This is a genomic window from Burkholderia sp. E168m22, assembly GCF_001319805.1.
GTDB classification, from domain to species: domain Bacteria; phylum Pseudomonadota; class Gammaproteobacteria; order Burkholderiales; family Burkholderiaceae; genus Burkholderia; species Burkholderia orbicola.
Map to the genome: position 1 here is coordinate 37,785 of NZ_BBSK01000062.1, position 15,877 is coordinate 53,661.

A 15,877-nucleotide genomic window follows, 5' to 3' on the forward strand; every position below is an offset into this window, starting at 1 on the left:
GACGTCGCGTCTCCATGCCGCATTTTCGCGAAGCGTCGTCTAACCTGATGACATCCGGCTCCGATTTCTCGTCATCTCAAATCCTTTCGTTTTGTAATAATCCTTGAGAACTGTCATATCATGTCGCCCCTCGGGCCGCGTTCGCGGTCGCCGCACATGACTGACGTAATTTACAAGGACTCTGGATGGAAGCATTCGTGCAAGGGCTGATCGAAGCCGTCAACGGCGTGCTGTGGAACTACGTGCTGATCGCGCTGCTGCTGGGCGCCGGCGCGTGGTTCACGTTGCGGTTCCGGATGATCCAGCTGAAGGCGCTGTTCCTCAGCATGAAGCTGGTCGGCAGCAAGGGCGAGCCGGGCAGCATCTCGTCGTTCCAGGCGTTCGCGACCGGGCTCGCGAGCCGCGTCGGCACCGGCAACATCGCCGGCGTCGCGGTGGCGCTGACGGTCGGCGGCCCGGGCGCGATCTTCTGGATGTGGATGACCGCGCTCGTCGGGATGTCGTCCGCGTTCGTCGAGGCGACGCTCGCGCAGATCTTCAAGGTGTCGCACCCGGACGGCAGCTATCGCGGCGGCCCCGCGTACTACATCCAGACGGGGCTGCGCTCGTGCGGCTTCGGCGTGCTGTTCTCGCTGTCGCTGATCCTCGCGTTCGGCTTCGTGTTCAACGCGGTGCAGGCCAACGCGATCGCCGATGCGTTCCATACGTCGTTCGGCTGGCGTCGCGAGACGGTCGGCCTCGGTCTCGTGCTGCTTTCCGCGCCGATCATCTTCGGCGGCATCCGCCGCATCGCGACGGTCGCGCAGGTGATCGTGCCGCTGATGGCGATCGGCTACCTCGCGCTCGCGGTCTACGCGGTCGCGACGCACATCACGCTGGTGCCCGGCGTGATCGCGTTGATCGTGAAGAGCGCGTTCGGCCTCGAGCAGGCGGCCGGCGGCCTGACCGGCTATGCGGTCAGCCAGGCGATCGCGATCGGCGTGAAGCGCGGGCTGTTCTCGAACGAGGCGGGGATGGGCAGCGCGCCGAACGCGGCCGCGACCGCCAGCACGCGCCACCCCGTCACGCAGGGGCTGATCCAGATGCTCGGCGTGTTCGTCGACACGATCGTGATCTGCAGTGCGACCGCGTTCGTGATCCTGCTGTCGGGCCAGTACGAACTCGGCACCGGGATGGAGGGCGCGGCGCTCACGCAGCGCGCGATTTCGAGCCACGTCGGCGACTGGGGCGGCATCTACATGGCCGTCGCGATCTTCTTCCTCGCGTTCTCGTCGGTGATCGGCAACTACGCGTATGCGGAAGGCAACGTCGAATTCATCACGAAGCGGCGCGGCGTGCTGCCGCTGTTCCGCATCGCCGTGCTCGGCATGGTGATGTTCGGCAGCGTCGGGCAACTGCCGCTCGTGTGGGCGATGGCCGATACGAGCATGGGCCTGATGGCGATCATCAACCTGATCGCGATCCTCGCGCTCGGCAAGTACGCGCACGCCGCCTGGGCCGATTATCGCCGCCAGCGCGCGGCCGGCGTCGCCGATCCGGTGTTCACGCGCAACACGATCCCCGAACTCGCACGCGTGCTGCCGGCCGACGTGTGGGGCGAGCATGGCCCGCTGCCGCAGCGTCCGGTTGCTTCCGCTGGCGCATCGAACGCGCCGCGGGCCGCCGCGAGCGAATCATGAACGGCGACCGGCTCCGTGCGTTCGTCGCGCTGATGCCCGATGCGGCATCGCGCGACGCGCTGCACGCGTTGCCGGTTACCCGCGGGGCGCGGCGTACGCTGCCCGCGCAACTGCACATGACGCTCGCGTTCATCGGCGCAATCGAGCGGGAGCGGTGCGACGCGCTGGCCGCGCACCTGCCCGCGCTCGCGGCCGCGCATGCGTTGCCGTCGTTGCCGGTCGAGCGGATCGCGTGGTGGCCGAGCCTGCCGCGTGCGCGGCTGATCGTCGCGGAGCTCGCGGCCGATGCCGCTTGCGTCGCGCTGAATGCGGGGCTGGCGGCGCTGTTGCGCGAACTCGGCGTGCCGGCCGACCGGCGGCCGTTCCGGCCGCACGTGACGCTCGCGCGGCTGCCGCACGATGCGATCGGCCAGCCCGCGCACGGCGGCGCGCCGGGGCGGCCCGTCGAGGTGCGCGTCGAAGCGCTGACGCTGTTCGAAAGCCGGCTGTCGCAGGAGGGCGTGTCGCATCGGCCGATCGTATCGGCGCCGATTGCACGCGCGGACGACAGCGTCGGCGCTGAGGAGCGGCCCCACGAATGAATTTTTCCAGCTAGTGCAACGTGCCTTCCCGCCCGCATGGCGGCGTCGCTCGTCGTGATTGGCGCGAACATGCCTACCTGCCGTACCGCGCGAGCGTCAGCCCCGCCAGATCGATCTCCGGCGTGCGTCCGGTGACGAGATCCGCGACCACCTTTCCCGAACCCATCGACATCGCCCAGCCCGTCGAGCCGTGGCCGACGTTGAGCCAGAGGCCGTCGATCCCGCTCGCGCCGAGCAGCGGCGGCCCGTCTGGCGTCATCGGCCGGCGGCCGACCCAGAAGCGCGCCGACGTGCGATCGGCCGCGTGCGGGAACCAGTCGTCGAGCACCTTCATCAGCGTGTCGAGCGCCTGTTGCCGCAACGCCGCGTGGCGATTGCCGAGCTCCGCGGTGCCGGCGACGCGCAGCGTCGGGCCGAAGCGCGTGATCGCGGTCTTCAGCGATTCGTCCATCAGCGCGGCGCAGGGCGCCTTTTCGTCGTCGACGACCGCGAGCGTGGCCGAGTAGCCTTTCACCGGATACAGCGGCACGTCGATGCCGTACGGTCGCAACAGGCCGGCGCTGTCGACGCCGAGCGCGACGACGATCGCGTCGGCGGCGAGTGTCGTGCCGTGTCGCGCGCCGCCGCTACCGTTGCCTTCGTGGTTTCCGCCCACGGCGACGACGTGGACGCCGCGCGCTTTTCCGCCCGCGACATCGAGTGCGCGCAGTTCGGTGTTGAAGCGGAATGCCACGCCGTTCGCTTCGCACAGTGCCCGCAGTTCGCGGGTGAAGCGCGCGCAGTCGCCGGCTTCGTCGTCGGGCAGGTAGATGCCGCCGACGGGCGCCTGCCGCGCCCAGCGCAGGCCCGGTTCGATCGCGGTGCAGCCGGCCGCGTCGAGTTCGCGAAACGCGATGCCGGCATCGCGCAGCACCTTCAGCGCGGGCTGCACCATGTCGACGTCGAACGCGCCGCGCAGCAGTTGCAGATAGCCGCGGCTCGCGCCGTAGTCGAAGGAATAACGCTCGCGAAACGCATGCAGGCACGCGCGGCTGTAATACGCGATGCGCTGCATCCGCTGCTTGTTCACGCGAAACCGCTCGAATTCGCATTCGCGCAGCCAGCGCGCGATCCAGCGCCACTGCGCGGCGTCGAGCGTCGGCCGGAAGATCAGCGGCGACGCGGGCTTGAACAGGTATTTGAGGATCTTGCCGGGCATCCCGGGCGCGGCCCACGGCGTCACGTAGCCCGGCGCGATCACGCCTGCGTTGCCGAGGCTCGTCGCCTGCGCGACATCGGCCTCGCGTTCGATCACGGTGACGTCGCAGCCTGCTTCGCGCAGGTGCCAGGCGGTGGTGACGCCGATCACGCCGGCGCCGAGAACGATCACGTGCATGGGGTATCTGGTACGAAGCGGTGGCTCACGACGCGACGGCCGGATCGTCCGCGAGCGACTTGCCACGCGTTTCCGGCAGCACGAGCGCCGCGACGATCACCAGCAGATAGCCGCCGCCCGCGACGAGGCCGATCGCCTTCACGAGCGACATCGATTGCGACAGCGCGCCGACGAGGATCGGAAAGAACGAACCGAGCCCGCGGCCGAGGTTGTAGCAGAAGCCCTGGCCCGAGCCGCGGATCGCGCCCGGATACAGCTCCGACAGATACGCGCCGACGCCCGCGAAGATGCCCTGCACGACGATGCCGAGCGGAAAGCCGAGCAGCAGCATCGCGGTATCGGTGATAGGCAGCATCGTGTACGCCATGCCAAGCGAGAACGAGCCGACCGCGAACAGGATGAAGGACGCGCGGCGGCCGAGCCGGTCGGACAGGATCGCGCCGACCACGTAGCCGACGAACGAGCCGACGATCAGCACGACCAGATAGCCGCTCGTGTTGAACACCGACAGGTGGCGCACAGTCTTGAGATAGGTGGGCAGCCACGTCGTGATCGCGTAGTAGCCGCCGAGCATGCCGGTGCACAGCGCGCTGCCGAACAGCGTCGCGCGCAGGTGCGGCGGCGAGAAGATCTCGAGGAAGTGGCCCGACACGCGGCCTTCGTCGCGGGCGCGGCGCGTGGCCGTATAGATGTCCGGATCGCTGACGTTGCGGCGGATATAGAGAATCCACAGGGCGGGCACGATGCCGATCCAGAAGCACGCGCGCCACGCGACCTGCTCCGGCAGCAGCGCGAAGAACGCCCAGTAGAGGATCGCGGCCGCGCCCCAGCCGAACGACCAGCTGCTCTGCACGGTGCCGACGGCCTTCGCGCGATGCTCGGGCGAGCGGATCGTCTCGGCCATCATGATCGTCACGACCGACCATTCGCCGCCGAAGCCGAAACCCTGCAGCGTGCGCGTCGCAAGGAGCTGCCAGAACGAATGCGTGAAGCCGGACAGGCACGTGAACAGCGCGAACGTCGCGATCGTCCACTGCAACACGCGCACGCGGCCATAGCGGTCGGCGAGGATGCCGGCGACCCAGCCGCCGATCGCCGACGAGATCAGCGAACTGGTCGCGATCATCCCGGCCTCGCTCTTCGTCATGCCCCAGGTGGCGATCAGCGTCGGGATCAGGAACGAATAGATCATGAAGTCGAACGCATCGACCGCATAGCCGCCGAATCCGGCGTACAGCGTCCGGCGCTCGCGCGTCGACAATTCGTTGAACCACTGGAATGCCTGCATGCTTGCCGCCCCCTCTCGTCTTGTCTCGTCCCGCGCTACCGCGTCGCGGTTATTTTACGGGCGCGCTCCGGCATGCCAAAAAGGCGGATGCAGGTTCGTGCTGAAAAGCAGGCAGGAGGGAGGACGCGTCAGAGCGTCAGGCCGCCGTCGACGTGGATGACCTGGCCGGTGATCTGCCGTGCCGCGTCCGACAGCAGGAACGCGATCAGCGCGGCGACGTCGTCGGGTTCCGCGATGCGGCCGAGCGGCGTCGCCTGTTCGGCCTGCGCCCACGCGGCGGCGTTGCCGGCGCTCGGCCCGTGGTCCTTGCGCGTGAAGCCCGGCGCGACCGCATTGACGGTGATGCCGTGCGCGGCGAATTCGGCGGCCGCGCTACGCACCAGCGATTCGAGCGCGGCCTTCGCGGCGGCGGTCGTCGCGAACGGTGCATCGGCGCGGTAGCGGTGCGCGACGAACGAACTGACCGCGACGATCCGCGGCGTGGCCGACGTTTCGAGCAGCGGCCGCGCGCGGCCCGCGAGCGCGGAGAACGCCCCGGGCATCGTCGCGAAGGCGGACGCGAGTGCGTTCGCGGAGAGCTCGGAAAAGGATTGCCGCGCGGCGAAGCCGGCGTTCGCGACGAGCTGGTCGAGCCCGCCGAAGCGCGTCGCGGTGCTATCGACCAGTGCGGCGGCGATACCCGGTTCGCCGAGATCGCCGGTCAGCGTGATGCACTCGGCGCCGGCCGTCGTGCACGCATGGGCGACGTCGGCGAGCCGCGATCGTGCCGCCTCGTCCGCGCCGCGCGCATGCAGCGCCAGCGCGACGCCGGGCGCCGCGAGCCGCCGCGCGAGCGCCGCGCCGATCCCCGAGCCTGCGCCGGTGATCAGCGCGATGCGTTCGAGGTGCGCGGCGCGTGCGTTCACGCGGCGACCTTGTCGTCGCTGCTCACGCGCTCGACGTTGATCGTGCCGACGTGGAACGCGGCCAGCGACTCGCGGTGCGCGATGCTGACGATCGCGGCCTTCGGCAGCCGTTCGGCGAACAGGTGATAGAGGCGGGCTTCGTTGTCGGCGTCGAGCGCGCTGGTGGCTTCGTCGAGGAACAGGAAGTCGGGCTTGTGCAGCAGCACGCGCGCGCCGGCCAGGCGTTGCTGTTCGCCCGGCGACAGCACGCGGGTCCAGTGCGCGGTTTCGTCGAGGCGCTCGACGTAATCCTCGAGGCGGCACGCGCGCAGCGCATCGCGGCACGCTTCGTCGCTGAAGGTGTCGGGCGTCGCCGGGTAGGTGAGCGCGGCCTTCAGCGTGCCGATCGGCAAATAGCTGGTTTGCGGCACGAACATCATCCGCGCGCCGACCGGCGCGTCGATCGCGCCGTCGCCGAACGGCCAGAGGCCCGCGAGCGCGCGCATGAACGTGCTCTTGCCGGAACCCGACTTGCCGATCACGAGCCAGCGCGAGCCGGGCTCGATCGTGACGTCGCCGATGTTCGCGAGCGCGTTGCCGTTCGGCAGCGCGAGCTTGAGCGACGACGTCGACAGCTTCGCGGCGTCGATGTAGTGCAGGTTGATGCCGCCGTGCTCGGTCGCGGGCGACAGGCTTTCCTTCAGGTGCGACGTGCCCATCACACGCTTGAATTCGCGCAGACGGTTGACGGTGGCGCGCCATTCGACGAGGGTCGAGTAGCTGTTGATGAACCACGAGAACGAGTCGCTGACGGTGCCGAACGCGGACGAGATCTGCATCAGCACGCCGAACGAGAACGCACCGGCAAAGTAGCGCGGCGCCGCGACGACGAGCGGGAAGATGATCGCGATCTGCCCGTAGAAGCTCAGCACGAACGTGAGCCGCTTCGTGTACTTCATCACGCGCCACCAGTTGTCGCGGATGCGCGTGAAGAGGGTCTGCGCGTTGCCGGCCTCGGTCTTCTCGCCGTCGTAGAACGCGATCTGCTCGGCGTTCTCGCGCACGCGGATCAAGCCGAAGCGGAAATCGGCCTCGACGCGCTGCTGCTGGTAGTTGATCGACACGAGCGGATGGCCGACCTTCTGGATGATCAGCGAGCCGACCACCGCGTACAGCGCGGCCGCCCACACCATGTAGCCGGGAATCGCGATCGGCGTCGCGCCGAGCGTGAACGTCAGCGCGCCGGCGAGCGACCACAGGATCGTGATGAACGACACGAGCGTGACGACCGTCGACAGCAGGTCGAGCGACAGCGCGAGCGTCGTGGTCGCGAACGACTGGAGGTCGTCGGTGATCCGCTGGTCGGGGTTGTCGGCGAGACGGTCACGTTCGATCCGGTAGAACGCGCGATCGCCGAGCCACTGACCGAGGAAGCGGTCGGTGAGCCACTGGCGCCAGCGAAAGCCGAGCATCTGGCGCAGGTAGCGGCCGTACACGGCGAGGATGATGAACGCGAAGGCGAGCGCGGAGAACTGCATCAGCAGGTTCGGGAAGTCGTGGACATCCTTCGACTGCAGCGCGTTGTAGAACTGCGCGTTCCACTTGTTCAGCCGGACGTTGATCCAGACCACGCAGAGGTTGATCGCGATGATCGTGACCAGCAGGCCCCACGCGATTTTCCATTCGGACGATACCCAGTAGGGCTTGATGAGGCTCCATGCGGATACCGGGCGCTCGTCCTGCGGCGCGTCGGAGGCGGAGCGGACGGGATCGATCGATTGGGTCATGTGCTTCCTGATGATGAGCCGGCGCGCGGGCCGGGCGAAACCGGGCGCGCGCCGCGATACGGCATGCCGGGGCGCGGCGCCGACTGACGGCGGGCGTCCGGATGGTCGCCCGTGCGTCTTAAACGGCACTTAAAAACCGGCGGTGACGCGGCAACCGGCCGCTTGCGCGGCCGGCCTGCGGGCATTGTGCCAGAGCGGCGCGGCACGCCGGCGAATTTGCCGCTAGGGGGACAGTTTGCGGCGCTTTCCGCTTTTATGGTCTAATGGCCGACGACGAAACAGGGGTGCTTCGTGGCGCGGCCGGCAGATGTTCCGGGCAGCGCGGCGAGGCTGAGAAAGACCCTTCGCACCCGATCCGGGTAATACCGGCGAGGGAAGTTTCTGATCCCGCCGGGCCGCGCTGGCCGCCATCCCACATGGTCAGCGCCCGAGTCCCGCCCGGCCGGCCTTTGCTGCCGGTTTCGTCCTTTTGGGTACGCGCATTGCGCGTTACGGAAGGAATGATGGCCGCACAATCTTCAGTCTTTTGCAGGGCTTCCGCCCCGACGTCGCGTGCGTTCGCAGGCGGCGGCGCGTGTGCGTCGACATTCGTCGCGCGTGACCGCGCGGAGGGCGCGCGATGAACGTCCGGGATACACGACCCGATTTCGCGGTGCTCGGCGGCGGCCTCGTCGGCCGCCTGATCGCGTGGCGGCTCGCGGGCGACGGGCATCGCGTCGCGCTCTACGAGCGCGGCGGCCCGGACGGCGAGCAGTCGGCCGCGTGGGTCGCGGCCGCGATGCTCGCGCCGCTCGCGGAAGCGGCCAGCGCGGAACTGCTGATCACCGAGCTGGGCGCCGCGTCGCTCGCGCGTTGGCCGCAGTGGCTCGCGGAACTGCCCGAACCCGTCTTCTTCCAGCAGCACGGCACGCTCGTCGTCTGGCATCACGCGGATCGCGCGGAGGCGCCGCTGTTCGAGCGGCGCGTGCGCGCGAACGCGCCGGCCGAGCTGCTCGACGGCGGCTTCGTGACGCTCGCCGGTGCGCAGGTCGACGCCGCAGAACCCGTGCTCGCGGGCCGCTTCGCGCGCGGGCTGATGCTGCCGCGCGAAGGGCAGCTCGACAACCGCCAGGCGCTGCGCGCGCTCGCGGCGGGCCTGGCCGAACGAGGCGTCGCGCGGCACTGGCACGCGGCGGTCGACGACGCGAATCTGCCGGCCGCGCATTTCACGATCGATTGCCGCGGGCTCGGCGCGAAATCCGCGCTGCCCGCGCTGCGCGGCATCCGCGGCGAAGTCGCGCGCGTGCATGCGCCCGGTATCGGGCTCACCCGGCCCGTGCGGCTGCTGCATCCGCGCTACCCGCTGTATATCGCGCCGAAACAGGACGATCTCTATGTGATCGGCGCGACCGAGGTGGAGGGCGAGGACATGTCGCCCGTCAGCGTGCGCTCCGCGCTCGAACTGCTGAGCGCGGCGTTCTCCGTGCATCCGGCGTTCGGCGAGGCGCGCATCCTCGAACTCAACGCGCAGTGCCGGCCGACGCTGCCCGATCATCGTCCGGCGGTGATCTGGGACGGCGCGTCGACGCTCGCGGTCAACGGTCTGTACCGGCACGGCTTCATGATCGCGCCGGAAGTCGCGCAGGCGGCCGTCGTGTTCGCGCAGGCCGCGCTCGGCGGCGCATTCGGCGATGCCGACGCGTTCGCCGCATGGCGCGACGCCGCCCGCTGGCCGACGCTGCTTCATCACCGCAACGACGCGCGCCAGCCGGCCTGACGCGCGTAGCCGACCGAATCCGACCGAGCCTCATGGATATCCAGATCAATCAACAGACCCTGACGTTGCCCGATGACGCGACCGTGGCCGACGCGCTGGCCGCGTATGGCGCGCGTCCGCCGTACGCGGTGGCGCTGAACGGTAACTTCGTCGCGCGCACGCAGCATGCGGCGCGCGCGCTCGCGGCGGGCGACCGGCTCGACGTCGTGCACCCCGTCGCGGGCGGCTGAGCGCCGCCGGTTCGTCCCCGCTCTTCCAGGAAAACGACATGACGTCCCACCCCTCCGCCGACGCGCTGACGCTGTACGGCGAAACCTTCGCAAGCCGCGTGCTGCTCGGCACGTCACGCTATCCGTCGCTGCAATCGCTGTCCGATTCGATTGCCGCGTCGCGCCCCGGGATGGTGACGGTCGCGCTGCGCCGGCAGATGACGGGCGGCACGGCCGAAGCCGGCTTCTTCGACCTGCTTAAGCGCCACGCGGTGCCGCTGCTGCCGAATACGGCCGGTTGCCAGACCGTCGCCGAAGCCGTGACGACCGCGCACATGGCGCGCGAGGTCTTCGACACCGACTGGATCAAGCTCGAACTGATCGGCGACGACTACACGCTGCAGCCTGACCCGGTCGGGCTGATCGAAGCCGCCGCGCAGCTGGTCAAGGACGGCTTCAAGGTGCTGCCGTATTGCACCGAGGATCTCGTGATCGGCCGGCGCCTGCTCGACGCCGGCTGCGAGGCGCTGATGCCGTGGGGCGCGCCGATCGGCACCGGCAAGGGCGTCGTGAATCCGTACGGGCTGCGCGTGCTGCGCGAACGGCTGCCGGACGTGCCGCTGATCGTCGACGCGGGGCTCGGCGTGCCGTCGCATGCGTGCCAGGTGATGGAGTGGGGCTTCGACGGCGTGCTGCTGAATACGGCGGTGTCGCAGGCCACGCACCCGGAAATCATGGCAAAGGCGTTCGCGCAGGGCGTCGAGGCCGGCCGCGCCGCGTATCTCGCCGGTCCGATGGACGCGCGCGACACCGCGCATGCGAGTACGCCGGTGGTCGGGATGCCGTTCTGGCACCAGGACGGAGGCGGCGCATGAGCGCGGCGCGCTTCGCCGATGCGTTCTGGCCGCCGGCCGACGAGCTGGCCGAAGCGGCCGAGCGGATTCGCGCGCGGCTCGGCGACTGGCCCGACGGCGCGGCGCCGTGGCGGCTCTGCGTGGCGGCGCCCGACGTGCCGGCCGACGGCGACGTGCTGATCGTGTCGGCAGGCGACCGTGCCGCGCAGGCGCGCGCATCGGCCGTGTCGCGGCCTGCGTCGCCCGATGCGGTGGCGATCGAATTCGACGAGCAGGGCGCCGTGCTGCATGCGGCGGGCGTGCGTTACGCGCTCGACGCCGCGCATCCGCTCGCGGACGACTGGATCGCCGCGCTCGCCGCGTTCCTCGATTGCGGCTTCGCGCCGGTCGACGCGCTGGTGCTCGCGCTGGCGTGGCGCGACGGCGACGAGACGCGCGCCGCCGACGCATGGCCGGTCGATGCCGCGCGATTCCCGCGGGTGGCCGGGCTGCCGCCCGCGCCGGAACCGGCGTTCGCGCCGTGCCCCGCGCGGCTCGGCCTTTATCCGGTCGTGCCGAGCGCCGAATGGGTCGAGCGCGTGCTCGACGGCGGCGCGCGAACCGTCCAATTGCGCGTGAAAGACGCGCCGCCGGACACACTGCGTCAAGAAATCGCGCGTGCGGTCGCGGCCGGACGCCGCTATCCCGATGCGCGTGTGTTCATCAACGATCACTGGGAGATCGCCGCAGAAGCAGGTGCGTACGGCGTACATCTCGGTCAGGAGGACCTCGAAACGGCCGATCTGGCCGCGATCGCGCGCGCGGGCCTGCGGCTCGGACTTTCGAGTCACGGCTATTACGAGATGTTGCGGGCGCTGCACGAGCGGCCGAGCTACCTCGCGCTCGGCCCCGTGTACGCGACCGCCACCAAGGCCGTTGCCGCGCCGCCACAGGGGCTCGTGCGGATTGCCCGCTACGCGCGCTTCGCCGGCGCGCGCGCGCCGCTCGTCGCGATCGGCGGGGTGGGGCTCGACACGCTGCCGGCGGTGCTGGCGACGGGCGTGGGCAGCGTCGCGGTGGTCAGCGCGGTCACGGGCGCGGCCGACTATCGGACGGCGCTTATTGCACTGCAGCAGTGCTTTACCGGACAATTTGACAATCATTGACCGCAGGGCCCGGAACGGCGTCACGACATCATTCCAATGCAGGCCCTATAATTCGGCGTTCTGCGTAAAAGGACTGTCAGCTCCGTGAGCCCCACTCCTACCGAGACCCTGCTGGAACTTCGCGACGTCGACTTTGGCTACGGCGACCGCCTCGTCCTGTCCAACCTGAACCTGCGCTTCGGGCGCGGGCAGGTCGTCGCGGTCATGGGCGGCTCGGGTTGCGGCAAGACCACCGTGCTGCGCCTGATCGGCGGCCTCGTGCGTGCGCGCCGCGGCCAGGTGCTGTTCGATGGCGCCGATGTCGGCGCGCAAACGCGCGACGGCCTGTACGCGCTGCGCCGCAAGATGGGCATGCTGTTCCAGTTCGGCGCGCTGTTTACCGACATGTCGGTGTTCGAGAACGTCGCGTTCGCGCTGCGCGAGCATACCGACCTGCCCGAAGACCTGATCCGCGACCTCGTGCTGATGAAGCTCAACGCGGTCGGGCTGCGCGGCGCGCGCGACCTGATGCCGTCCGAAGTATCGGGCGGGATGGCGCGCCGCATCGCGCTGGCGCGTGCGATCGCGCTCGATCCGCAGCTCATCATGTACGACGAGCCGTTCGCGGGCCTCGATCCGATCTCGCTCGGCATCACCGCGAACCTGATCCGCACGCTGAACCAGGCGCTCGGCGCGACGTCGATCCTCGTCACGCACGACGTGCCGGAATCGTTCGCGATCGCCGACTACGTGTATTTTCTGGCCAATGGCGGCGTGCTCGCGCAGGGCACGCCCGACGAGCTGCGCGCGTCGACCGATCCGAGCGTGCGGCAGTTCATCGACGGCGCGCCGGACGGCCCGTTCAAATTTCATTACACGAGCCCGCCGCTCGCAGCGGATTTCGGGCTCGGCGGAGGGCGCGCATGATCAGCGCGATCGGACGTTACGTCATCGGCGGCCTCGAGCGCGCGGGCTACGGCACGCGCCTGTTCGTGCGCCTCGTGCTGGAATTCTTTCCGCTGCTGCGCCGGCCGCGGCTGGTCACGAAGCAGATCCATTTCCTCGGCAACTATTCGTTCGTGATCATTGCCGTGTCGGGGCTGTTCGTCGGCTTCGTGCTCGGCCTGCAGGGCTATTACACGCTGAATCGCTATGGTTCCGAGCAGGCGCTCGGCCTGCTGGTCGCGCTGTCGCTCGTGCGCGAGCTGGGGCCGGTCGTCACCGCGCTGCTGTTCGCGGGCCGCGCGGGCACGTCGCTCACGGCCGAGATCGGCCTGATGAAGGCCGGCGAGCAGCTCACCGCGCTCGAGATGATGGCGGTCGACCCGATCAAGAACGTGATCGCGCCGCGCATGTGGGCGGGCATCATCGCGATGCCGCTCCTGGCCGCGATCTTCAACGCGGTCGGCGTGCTCGGCGGTTACTTCGTCGGCGTCGTGCTGATCGGCGTCGATCTGGGCGCGTTCTGGTCGCAGATGCAGGGCGGGGTCCAGGTCTGGGCCGACGTCGGCAACGGCGTGATCAAGAGCATCGTGTTCGGCTTCGCCGTGACCTTCATTGCGCTGTACCAGGGGTATGAAGCGAAGCCCACGCCCGAAGGCGTGTCGCGCGCGACCACCAAGACGGTTGTGTTCGCGTCGCTCGCCGTACTCGGCCTCGATTTCCTGCTGACTGCGCTGATGTTCAGCTAAGCCTCAGCCAAGCCAAATTTTGGAATGACGATGAAAAAGACTGCTCTCGACTTCTGGGTCGGCCTGTTCGTGGTGGTGGGCTTCCTTGCGGTGCTGTTCCTGGCGCTGAAGGTCGGCAACATGAGCTCGCTGTCGTTTCAGCCGACCTACTCGGTGCGAATGAAATTCGACAATATCGGCGGGCTGAAGCCGCGTGCGGCCGTGAAGAGCGCGGGCGTCGTGGTCGGCCGCGTGAAGTCGATCGGCTTCGACCCGAACACGTACCAGGCGGTCGTCACGATCGACGTCGACGGCCAGTACCCGTTCCCGAAGGATTCGTCGGCGAAGATCCTGACGTCGGGCCTGCTCGGCGAGCAATATATCGGCCTCGATCCGGGCGGCGACACCGAAATGCTGAAGTCCGGCGATACGATCACGATGACGCAGTCGGCGATCGTGCTCGAGAACCTGATCGGCCAGTTCCTGTACAGCAAGGCCGCGGATGCGGGCGGCGCGAAGCCGGCAGCGGGGGCGTCGGCCGTTCCGGCCGCGCCGGCACCGGTGGCGGTACCGGCGTCGGCGGTGTCCGGCGCGTCCGGCTCGGCGGCTCAATAACCACACGAGAGAAAACAAGAGGGTAATGACCATGCACACGATCCGCATCAGGCACGCCGCGCTGGCGATGGCGGCAGTCGCCGCGTTGAGCGGCTGCGCGACCGTGCAGACGCCGACCAAGGGCGATCCGCTCGAAGGCTTCAACCGGTCGATGTACAAGTTCAACGACACGGTCGATACGTACGCGCTGAAGCCGGTCGCGAAGGGTTACCAGTACGTGGTGCCGCAGCCGGTGCGCGACAGCGTGACAAACTTCTTCTCGAACATCGGCGACGTCTACATCGCGGCGAACAACATCGTGCAGCTGCGGATCGCGGACGGCGTCGGCGACATCATGCGCGTCGTGATCAACACGGTGTTCGGCGTCGGCGGCTTGTTCGACGTCGCGACGATCGCGAAGCTGCCGAAGCATACGGCCGACTTCGGGATCACGATGGGCCGCTACGGCGTGCCGTCGGGCCCGTATCTCGTGCTGCCGCTGCTCGGCCCGAGCACGCTGCGCGACACGGCCGGCCTCGGCGTCGACTACGTCGGCAACCCGCTCACCTACGTGAAGCCGGACGGCCTGAGCTGGGGCCTGTTCGGCGTGAACCTGGTCAACACGCGCGCGAACCTGCTCGGCGCAGGCGACGTGCTGGATGCCGCGGCGCTCGACAAGTATTCGTTCGTGCGCAACGCGTACCTGCAGCGTCGCCAGATGCTGATCAGCAACGCGCGCGGCGAGGCCGCCGCGACGTCGAGCAACGACGCGCTGCCGAAGTACGATCTGCCGGAAGACGGCGCGGCACCGGCGGCAGCCGGCGCGGCCGGAACGGCGGGCGCGGCAGCGGTGGGCGGCGCGGCGCCGGCGCCCGCATCGGGCGCGGCGGTGGCTGCGCCGGCCTCGGGCACGGCCGAAGCGCCGAACCCGGCCAGCGAAACGAACGTGCCGGCGATGCAGGTGGCGCCGCCGTCGCCGGGCGGGTTCCGGTTCCCGAGCATCCGGCTGCACTGACGGACTTACATTCGTTACAGCCGGAAACGATTCAGTCGGTAGTGTAGGCGAACTTGCGCGTAAGCTACCTGCTCCAACCTTCGCATCGACTCATTCATGCAGGCCACTATGATGAAAAAACTGTTCCTGATCCCCGTTTTCGCGGCGCTGTTCTCGTTCGGCAGCGCAGCTCACGCGCAAGTCGACCAGTCGAACCCGCAAGCGCTGATCAAGACGGCGACCCAGCAGGTGCTCGACGAAGTCAAGCAGCAGACGATCAAGCAGGGCGACACCAACCGCATCATCTCGATCGTCAACAAGGACATCCTGCCGTACACCGATTTCCGCCGCACCACGCAGCTCGCGATGGGCCGCAACTGGCGCACGGCGACGGCCGAGCAGCAGCAGCAGGTTCAGGAGCAGTTCAAGCTGCTGCTGATCCGCACGTATTCGGGCGCGCTCGCGCAGTTGAAGCCGGACCAGCAGATCCAGTACCCGCCGTTCCGCGCCGATCCGGCCGATACCGACGTCGTCGTGAAGACGGTCGCGCTGAACAACGGTCAGCCGGTCCAGATCGACTACCGCCTGTACAAGACGGCGAACGGCTGGAAGGTGTATGACCTGAACGTGCTCGGCGCATGGCTGATCCAGACGTACCAGCAGCAGTTCAACGAGAAGATCCAGCAAAGCGGCGTGGACGGCCTGATCAAGTTCCTGACGCAGCGCAACCAGGAACTTGCCGCGGGCAAGCAGGCGTCGTGAGCGGCTTCGAAGCCGGCTCCTCGCTGACCGTCGCGAGCGCGAAGTCCGCACTCGCGGACGGTCTTGCGCGCATCGGCGCCGGCGCGACCGCCGTCGATTGCGCGGCGCTGACGCAGTTCGACTCGTCCGCGCTCGCCGTGCTGCTCGCATGGCAACGTGCCGCCAAAGTGCGCGGCACAGCCCTCGACATCCTCAATCTCCCTCCGAAGCTCGCCAGCCTCGCGCGCGCCTACGGCGTCGACGCACTCATCGAAGGCACCGGGCGACATTGACCCTGTCCGACCGAAGCCTGCCGCGCCAGCCGGCGCGCGCACGCTTCA

At 68.8% G+C, this 15,877-nt stretch carries 16 protein-coding genes and 1 riboswitch; of the genes, 12 read left to right on the plus strand and 4 right to left on the minus strand.

All coding sequences use genetic code 11. The features are described 5' to 3' along the window. The first annotated feature begins 185 nt into the window (after window positions 1-185). Both AP428_RS15150 and thpR read left to right on the plus strand, forming a co-directional pair. Entirely contained in the window at window positions 186-1,679 is a 1,494-nt protein-coding gene (locus tag AP428_RS15150; RefSeq protein WP_011546621.1) for a sodium:alanine symporter family protein, read from the plus strand. Next, complete coding sequence (gene thpR, locus AP428_RS15155) at window positions 1,676-2,260, plus strand: RNA 2',3'-cyclic phosphodiesterase (RefSeq protein ID WP_011546620.1); 585 nt, start codon at window positions 1,676-1,678, stop codon at window positions 2,258-2,260. Before AP428_RS15150 ends, thpR begins: the two co-directional genes overlap by 4 nt. A 73-nt stretch (window positions 2,261-2,333) precedes the next feature. Here thpR and AP428_RS15160 read toward each other — a convergent pair whose 3' ends face one another. The 4 genes from AP428_RS15160 to AP428_RS15175 form a co-directional block, all read right to left on the minus strand. Continuing rightward, the gene (locus AP428_RS15160) at window positions 2,334-3,635 is read right to left on the minus strand and encodes a D-amino acid dehydrogenase (protein WP_011546619.1); all 1,302 of its coding nucleotides are present in this window, start codon (window positions 3,633-3,635) and stop codon (window positions 2,334-2,336) included. A gap of 25 nt (window positions 3,636-3,660) precedes the next feature. Beyond that, complete coding sequence (locus tag AP428_RS15165) at window positions 3,661-4,923, minus strand: MFS transporter (RefSeq protein WP_054928291.1); 1,263 nt, start codon at window positions 4,921-4,923, stop codon at window positions 3,661-3,663. 128 nt (window positions 4,924-5,051) lie between these two features. After that, window positions 5,052-5,828, minus strand: coding sequence for an SDR family NAD(P)-dependent oxidoreductase (locus AP428_RS15170; protein ID WP_054928292.1), 777 nt, complete (start codon window positions 5,826-5,828; stop codon window positions 5,052-5,054). Then, a complete protein-coding gene (locus AP428_RS15175; protein ID WP_027809252.1) occupies window positions 5,825-7,594 on the minus strand; it encodes an ABC transporter ATP-binding protein/permease in 1,770 nt (589 codons plus the stop codon). The genes AP428_RS15170 and AP428_RS15175 overlap by 4 nt, the downstream gene beginning before the upstream one ends. A gap of 270 nt (window positions 7,595-7,864) precedes the next feature. Continuing rightward, window positions 7,865-7,988, plus strand: a riboswitch (TPP riboswitch). A 225-nt stretch (window positions 7,989-8,213) separates the two neighbouring features. Here AP428_RS15175 and AP428_RS15180 point away from each other — a divergent pair. The 10 genes from AP428_RS15180 (at window position 8,214) to AP428_RS15225 (ending at window position 15,829) form a co-directional block, all read left to right on the plus strand. Next, a complete protein-coding gene (locus AP428_RS15180; RefSeq protein ID WP_054928293.1) occupies window positions 8,214-9,350 on the plus strand; it encodes an FAD-dependent oxidoreductase in 1,137 nt (378 codons plus the stop codon). A 32-nt stretch (window positions 9,351-9,382) separates the two neighbouring features. Continuing rightward, window positions 9,383-9,580 carry a sulfur carrier protein ThiS gene (thiS, locus tag AP428_RS15185; protein WP_027809254.1) on the plus strand — a complete coding sequence of 66 codons (198 nt, stop codon included), beginning with the start codon at window positions 9,383-9,385 and terminating at the stop codon, window positions 9,578-9,580. A 38-nt stretch (window positions 9,581-9,618) separates the two neighbouring features. Then, a complete protein-coding gene (locus AP428_RS15190) occupies window positions 9,619-10,434 on the plus strand; it encodes a thiazole synthase (RefSeq protein WP_054928294.1) in 816 nt (271 codons plus the stop codon). Then, window positions 10,431-11,558 (plus strand): thiamine phosphate synthase, encoded by a 1,128-nt coding sequence (gene thiE, locus AP428_RS34355; RefSeq protein ID WP_063934016.1) that lies wholly within the window; start codon window positions 10,431-10,433, stop codon window positions 11,556-11,558. Before AP428_RS15190 ends, thiE begins: the two co-directional genes overlap by 4 nt. Window positions 11,559-11,642: 84 nt before the next feature. Further along, window positions 11,643-12,464, plus strand: coding sequence for an ABC transporter ATP-binding protein (locus tag AP428_RS15200; protein WP_006477138.1), 822 nt, complete (start codon window positions 11,643-11,645; stop codon window positions 12,462-12,464). Then, window positions 12,461-13,228 (plus strand): lipid asymmetry maintenance ABC transporter permease subunit MlaE, encoded by a 768-nt coding sequence (gene mlaE / locus AP428_RS15205; protein ID WP_054928295.1) that lies wholly within the window; start codon window positions 12,461-12,463, stop codon window positions 13,226-13,228. The genes AP428_RS15200 and mlaE overlap by 4 nt, the downstream gene beginning before the upstream one ends. 24 nt (window positions 13,229-13,252) lie before the next feature. After that, on the plus strand, window positions 13,253-13,822 hold the full coding sequence (gene mlaD / locus AP428_RS15210) for an outer membrane lipid asymmetry maintenance protein MlaD (RefSeq protein ID WP_006477136.1): 570 nt from the start codon (window positions 13,253-13,255) through the stop codon (window positions 13,820-13,822). 31 nt (window positions 13,823-13,853) lie between these two features. Continuing rightward, the gene (locus AP428_RS15215; protein ID WP_011546612.1) at window positions 13,854-14,816 is read left to right on the plus strand and encodes a VacJ family lipoprotein; all 963 of its coding nucleotides are present in this window, start codon (window positions 13,854-13,856) and stop codon (window positions 14,814-14,816) included. Window positions 14,817-14,927: 111 nt separating this feature from the next. Further along, window positions 14,928-15,557 (plus strand): phospholipid-binding protein MlaC, encoded by a 630-nt coding sequence (locus AP428_RS15220; protein ID WP_027809257.1) that lies wholly within the window; start codon window positions 14,928-14,930, stop codon window positions 15,555-15,557. After that, the gene (locus AP428_RS15225; protein ID WP_054928296.1) at window positions 15,554-15,829 is read left to right on the plus strand and encodes a lipid asymmetry maintenance protein MlaB; all 276 of its coding nucleotides are present in this window, start codon (window positions 15,554-15,556) and stop codon (window positions 15,827-15,829) included. The genes AP428_RS15220 and AP428_RS15225 overlap by 4 nt, the downstream gene beginning before the upstream one ends. Window positions 15,830-15,877: the final 48 nt, after the last annotated feature.

Bases quoted from the DNA above. Each gene is read 5' to 3' on its own strand.
- AP428_RS15150 (WP_011546621.1), top strand. From the start codon at position 186: ATGGAAGCATTCGTGCAAGGGCTGATCGAAGCCGTCAACGGCGTGCTG.
- thpR (WP_011546620.1), top strand. From the start codon at position 1,676: ATGAACGGCGACCGGCTCCGTGCGTTCGTCGCGCTGATGCCCGATGCG.
- AP428_RS15160 (WP_011546619.1), bottom strand. From the start codon at position 3,635: ATGCACGTGATCGTTCTCGGCGCCGGCGTGATCGGCGTCACCACCGCC.
- AP428_RS15165 (WP_054928291.1), bottom strand. From the start codon at position 4,923: ATGCAGGCATTCCAGTGGTTCAACGAATTGTCGACGCGCGAGCGCCGG.
- AP428_RS15175 (WP_027809252.1), bottom strand. From the start codon at position 7,594: ATGACCCAATCGATCGATCCCGTCCGCTCCGCCTCCGACGCGCCGCAG.
- AP428_RS15180 (WP_054928293.1), top strand. From the start codon at position 8,214: ATGAACGTCCGGGATACACGACCCGATTTCGCGGTGCTCGGCGGCGGC.
- thiS (WP_027809254.1), top strand. From the start codon at position 9,383: ATGGATATCCAGATCAATCAACAGACCCTGACGTTGCCCGATGACGCG.
- AP428_RS15190 (WP_054928294.1), top strand. From the start codon at position 9,619: ATGACGTCCCACCCCTCCGCCGACGCGCTGACGCTGTACGGCGAAACC.
- thiE (WP_063934016.1), top strand. From the start codon at position 10,431: ATGAGCGCGGCGCGCTTCGCCGATGCGTTCTGGCCGCCGGCCGACGAG.
- mlaE (WP_054928295.1), top strand. From the start codon at position 12,461: ATGATCAGCGCGATCGGACGTTACGTCATCGGCGGCCTCGAGCGCGCG.
- mlaD (WP_006477136.1), top strand. From the start codon at position 13,253: ATGACGATGAAAAAGACTGCTCTCGACTTCTGGGTCGGCCTGTTCGTG.
- AP428_RS15215 (WP_011546612.1), top strand. From the start codon at position 13,854: ATGCACACGATCCGCATCAGGCACGCCGCGCTGGCGATGGCGGCAGTC.
- AP428_RS15220 (WP_027809257.1), top strand. From the start codon at position 14,928: ATGAAAAAACTGTTCCTGATCCCCGTTTTCGCGGCGCTGTTCTCGTTC.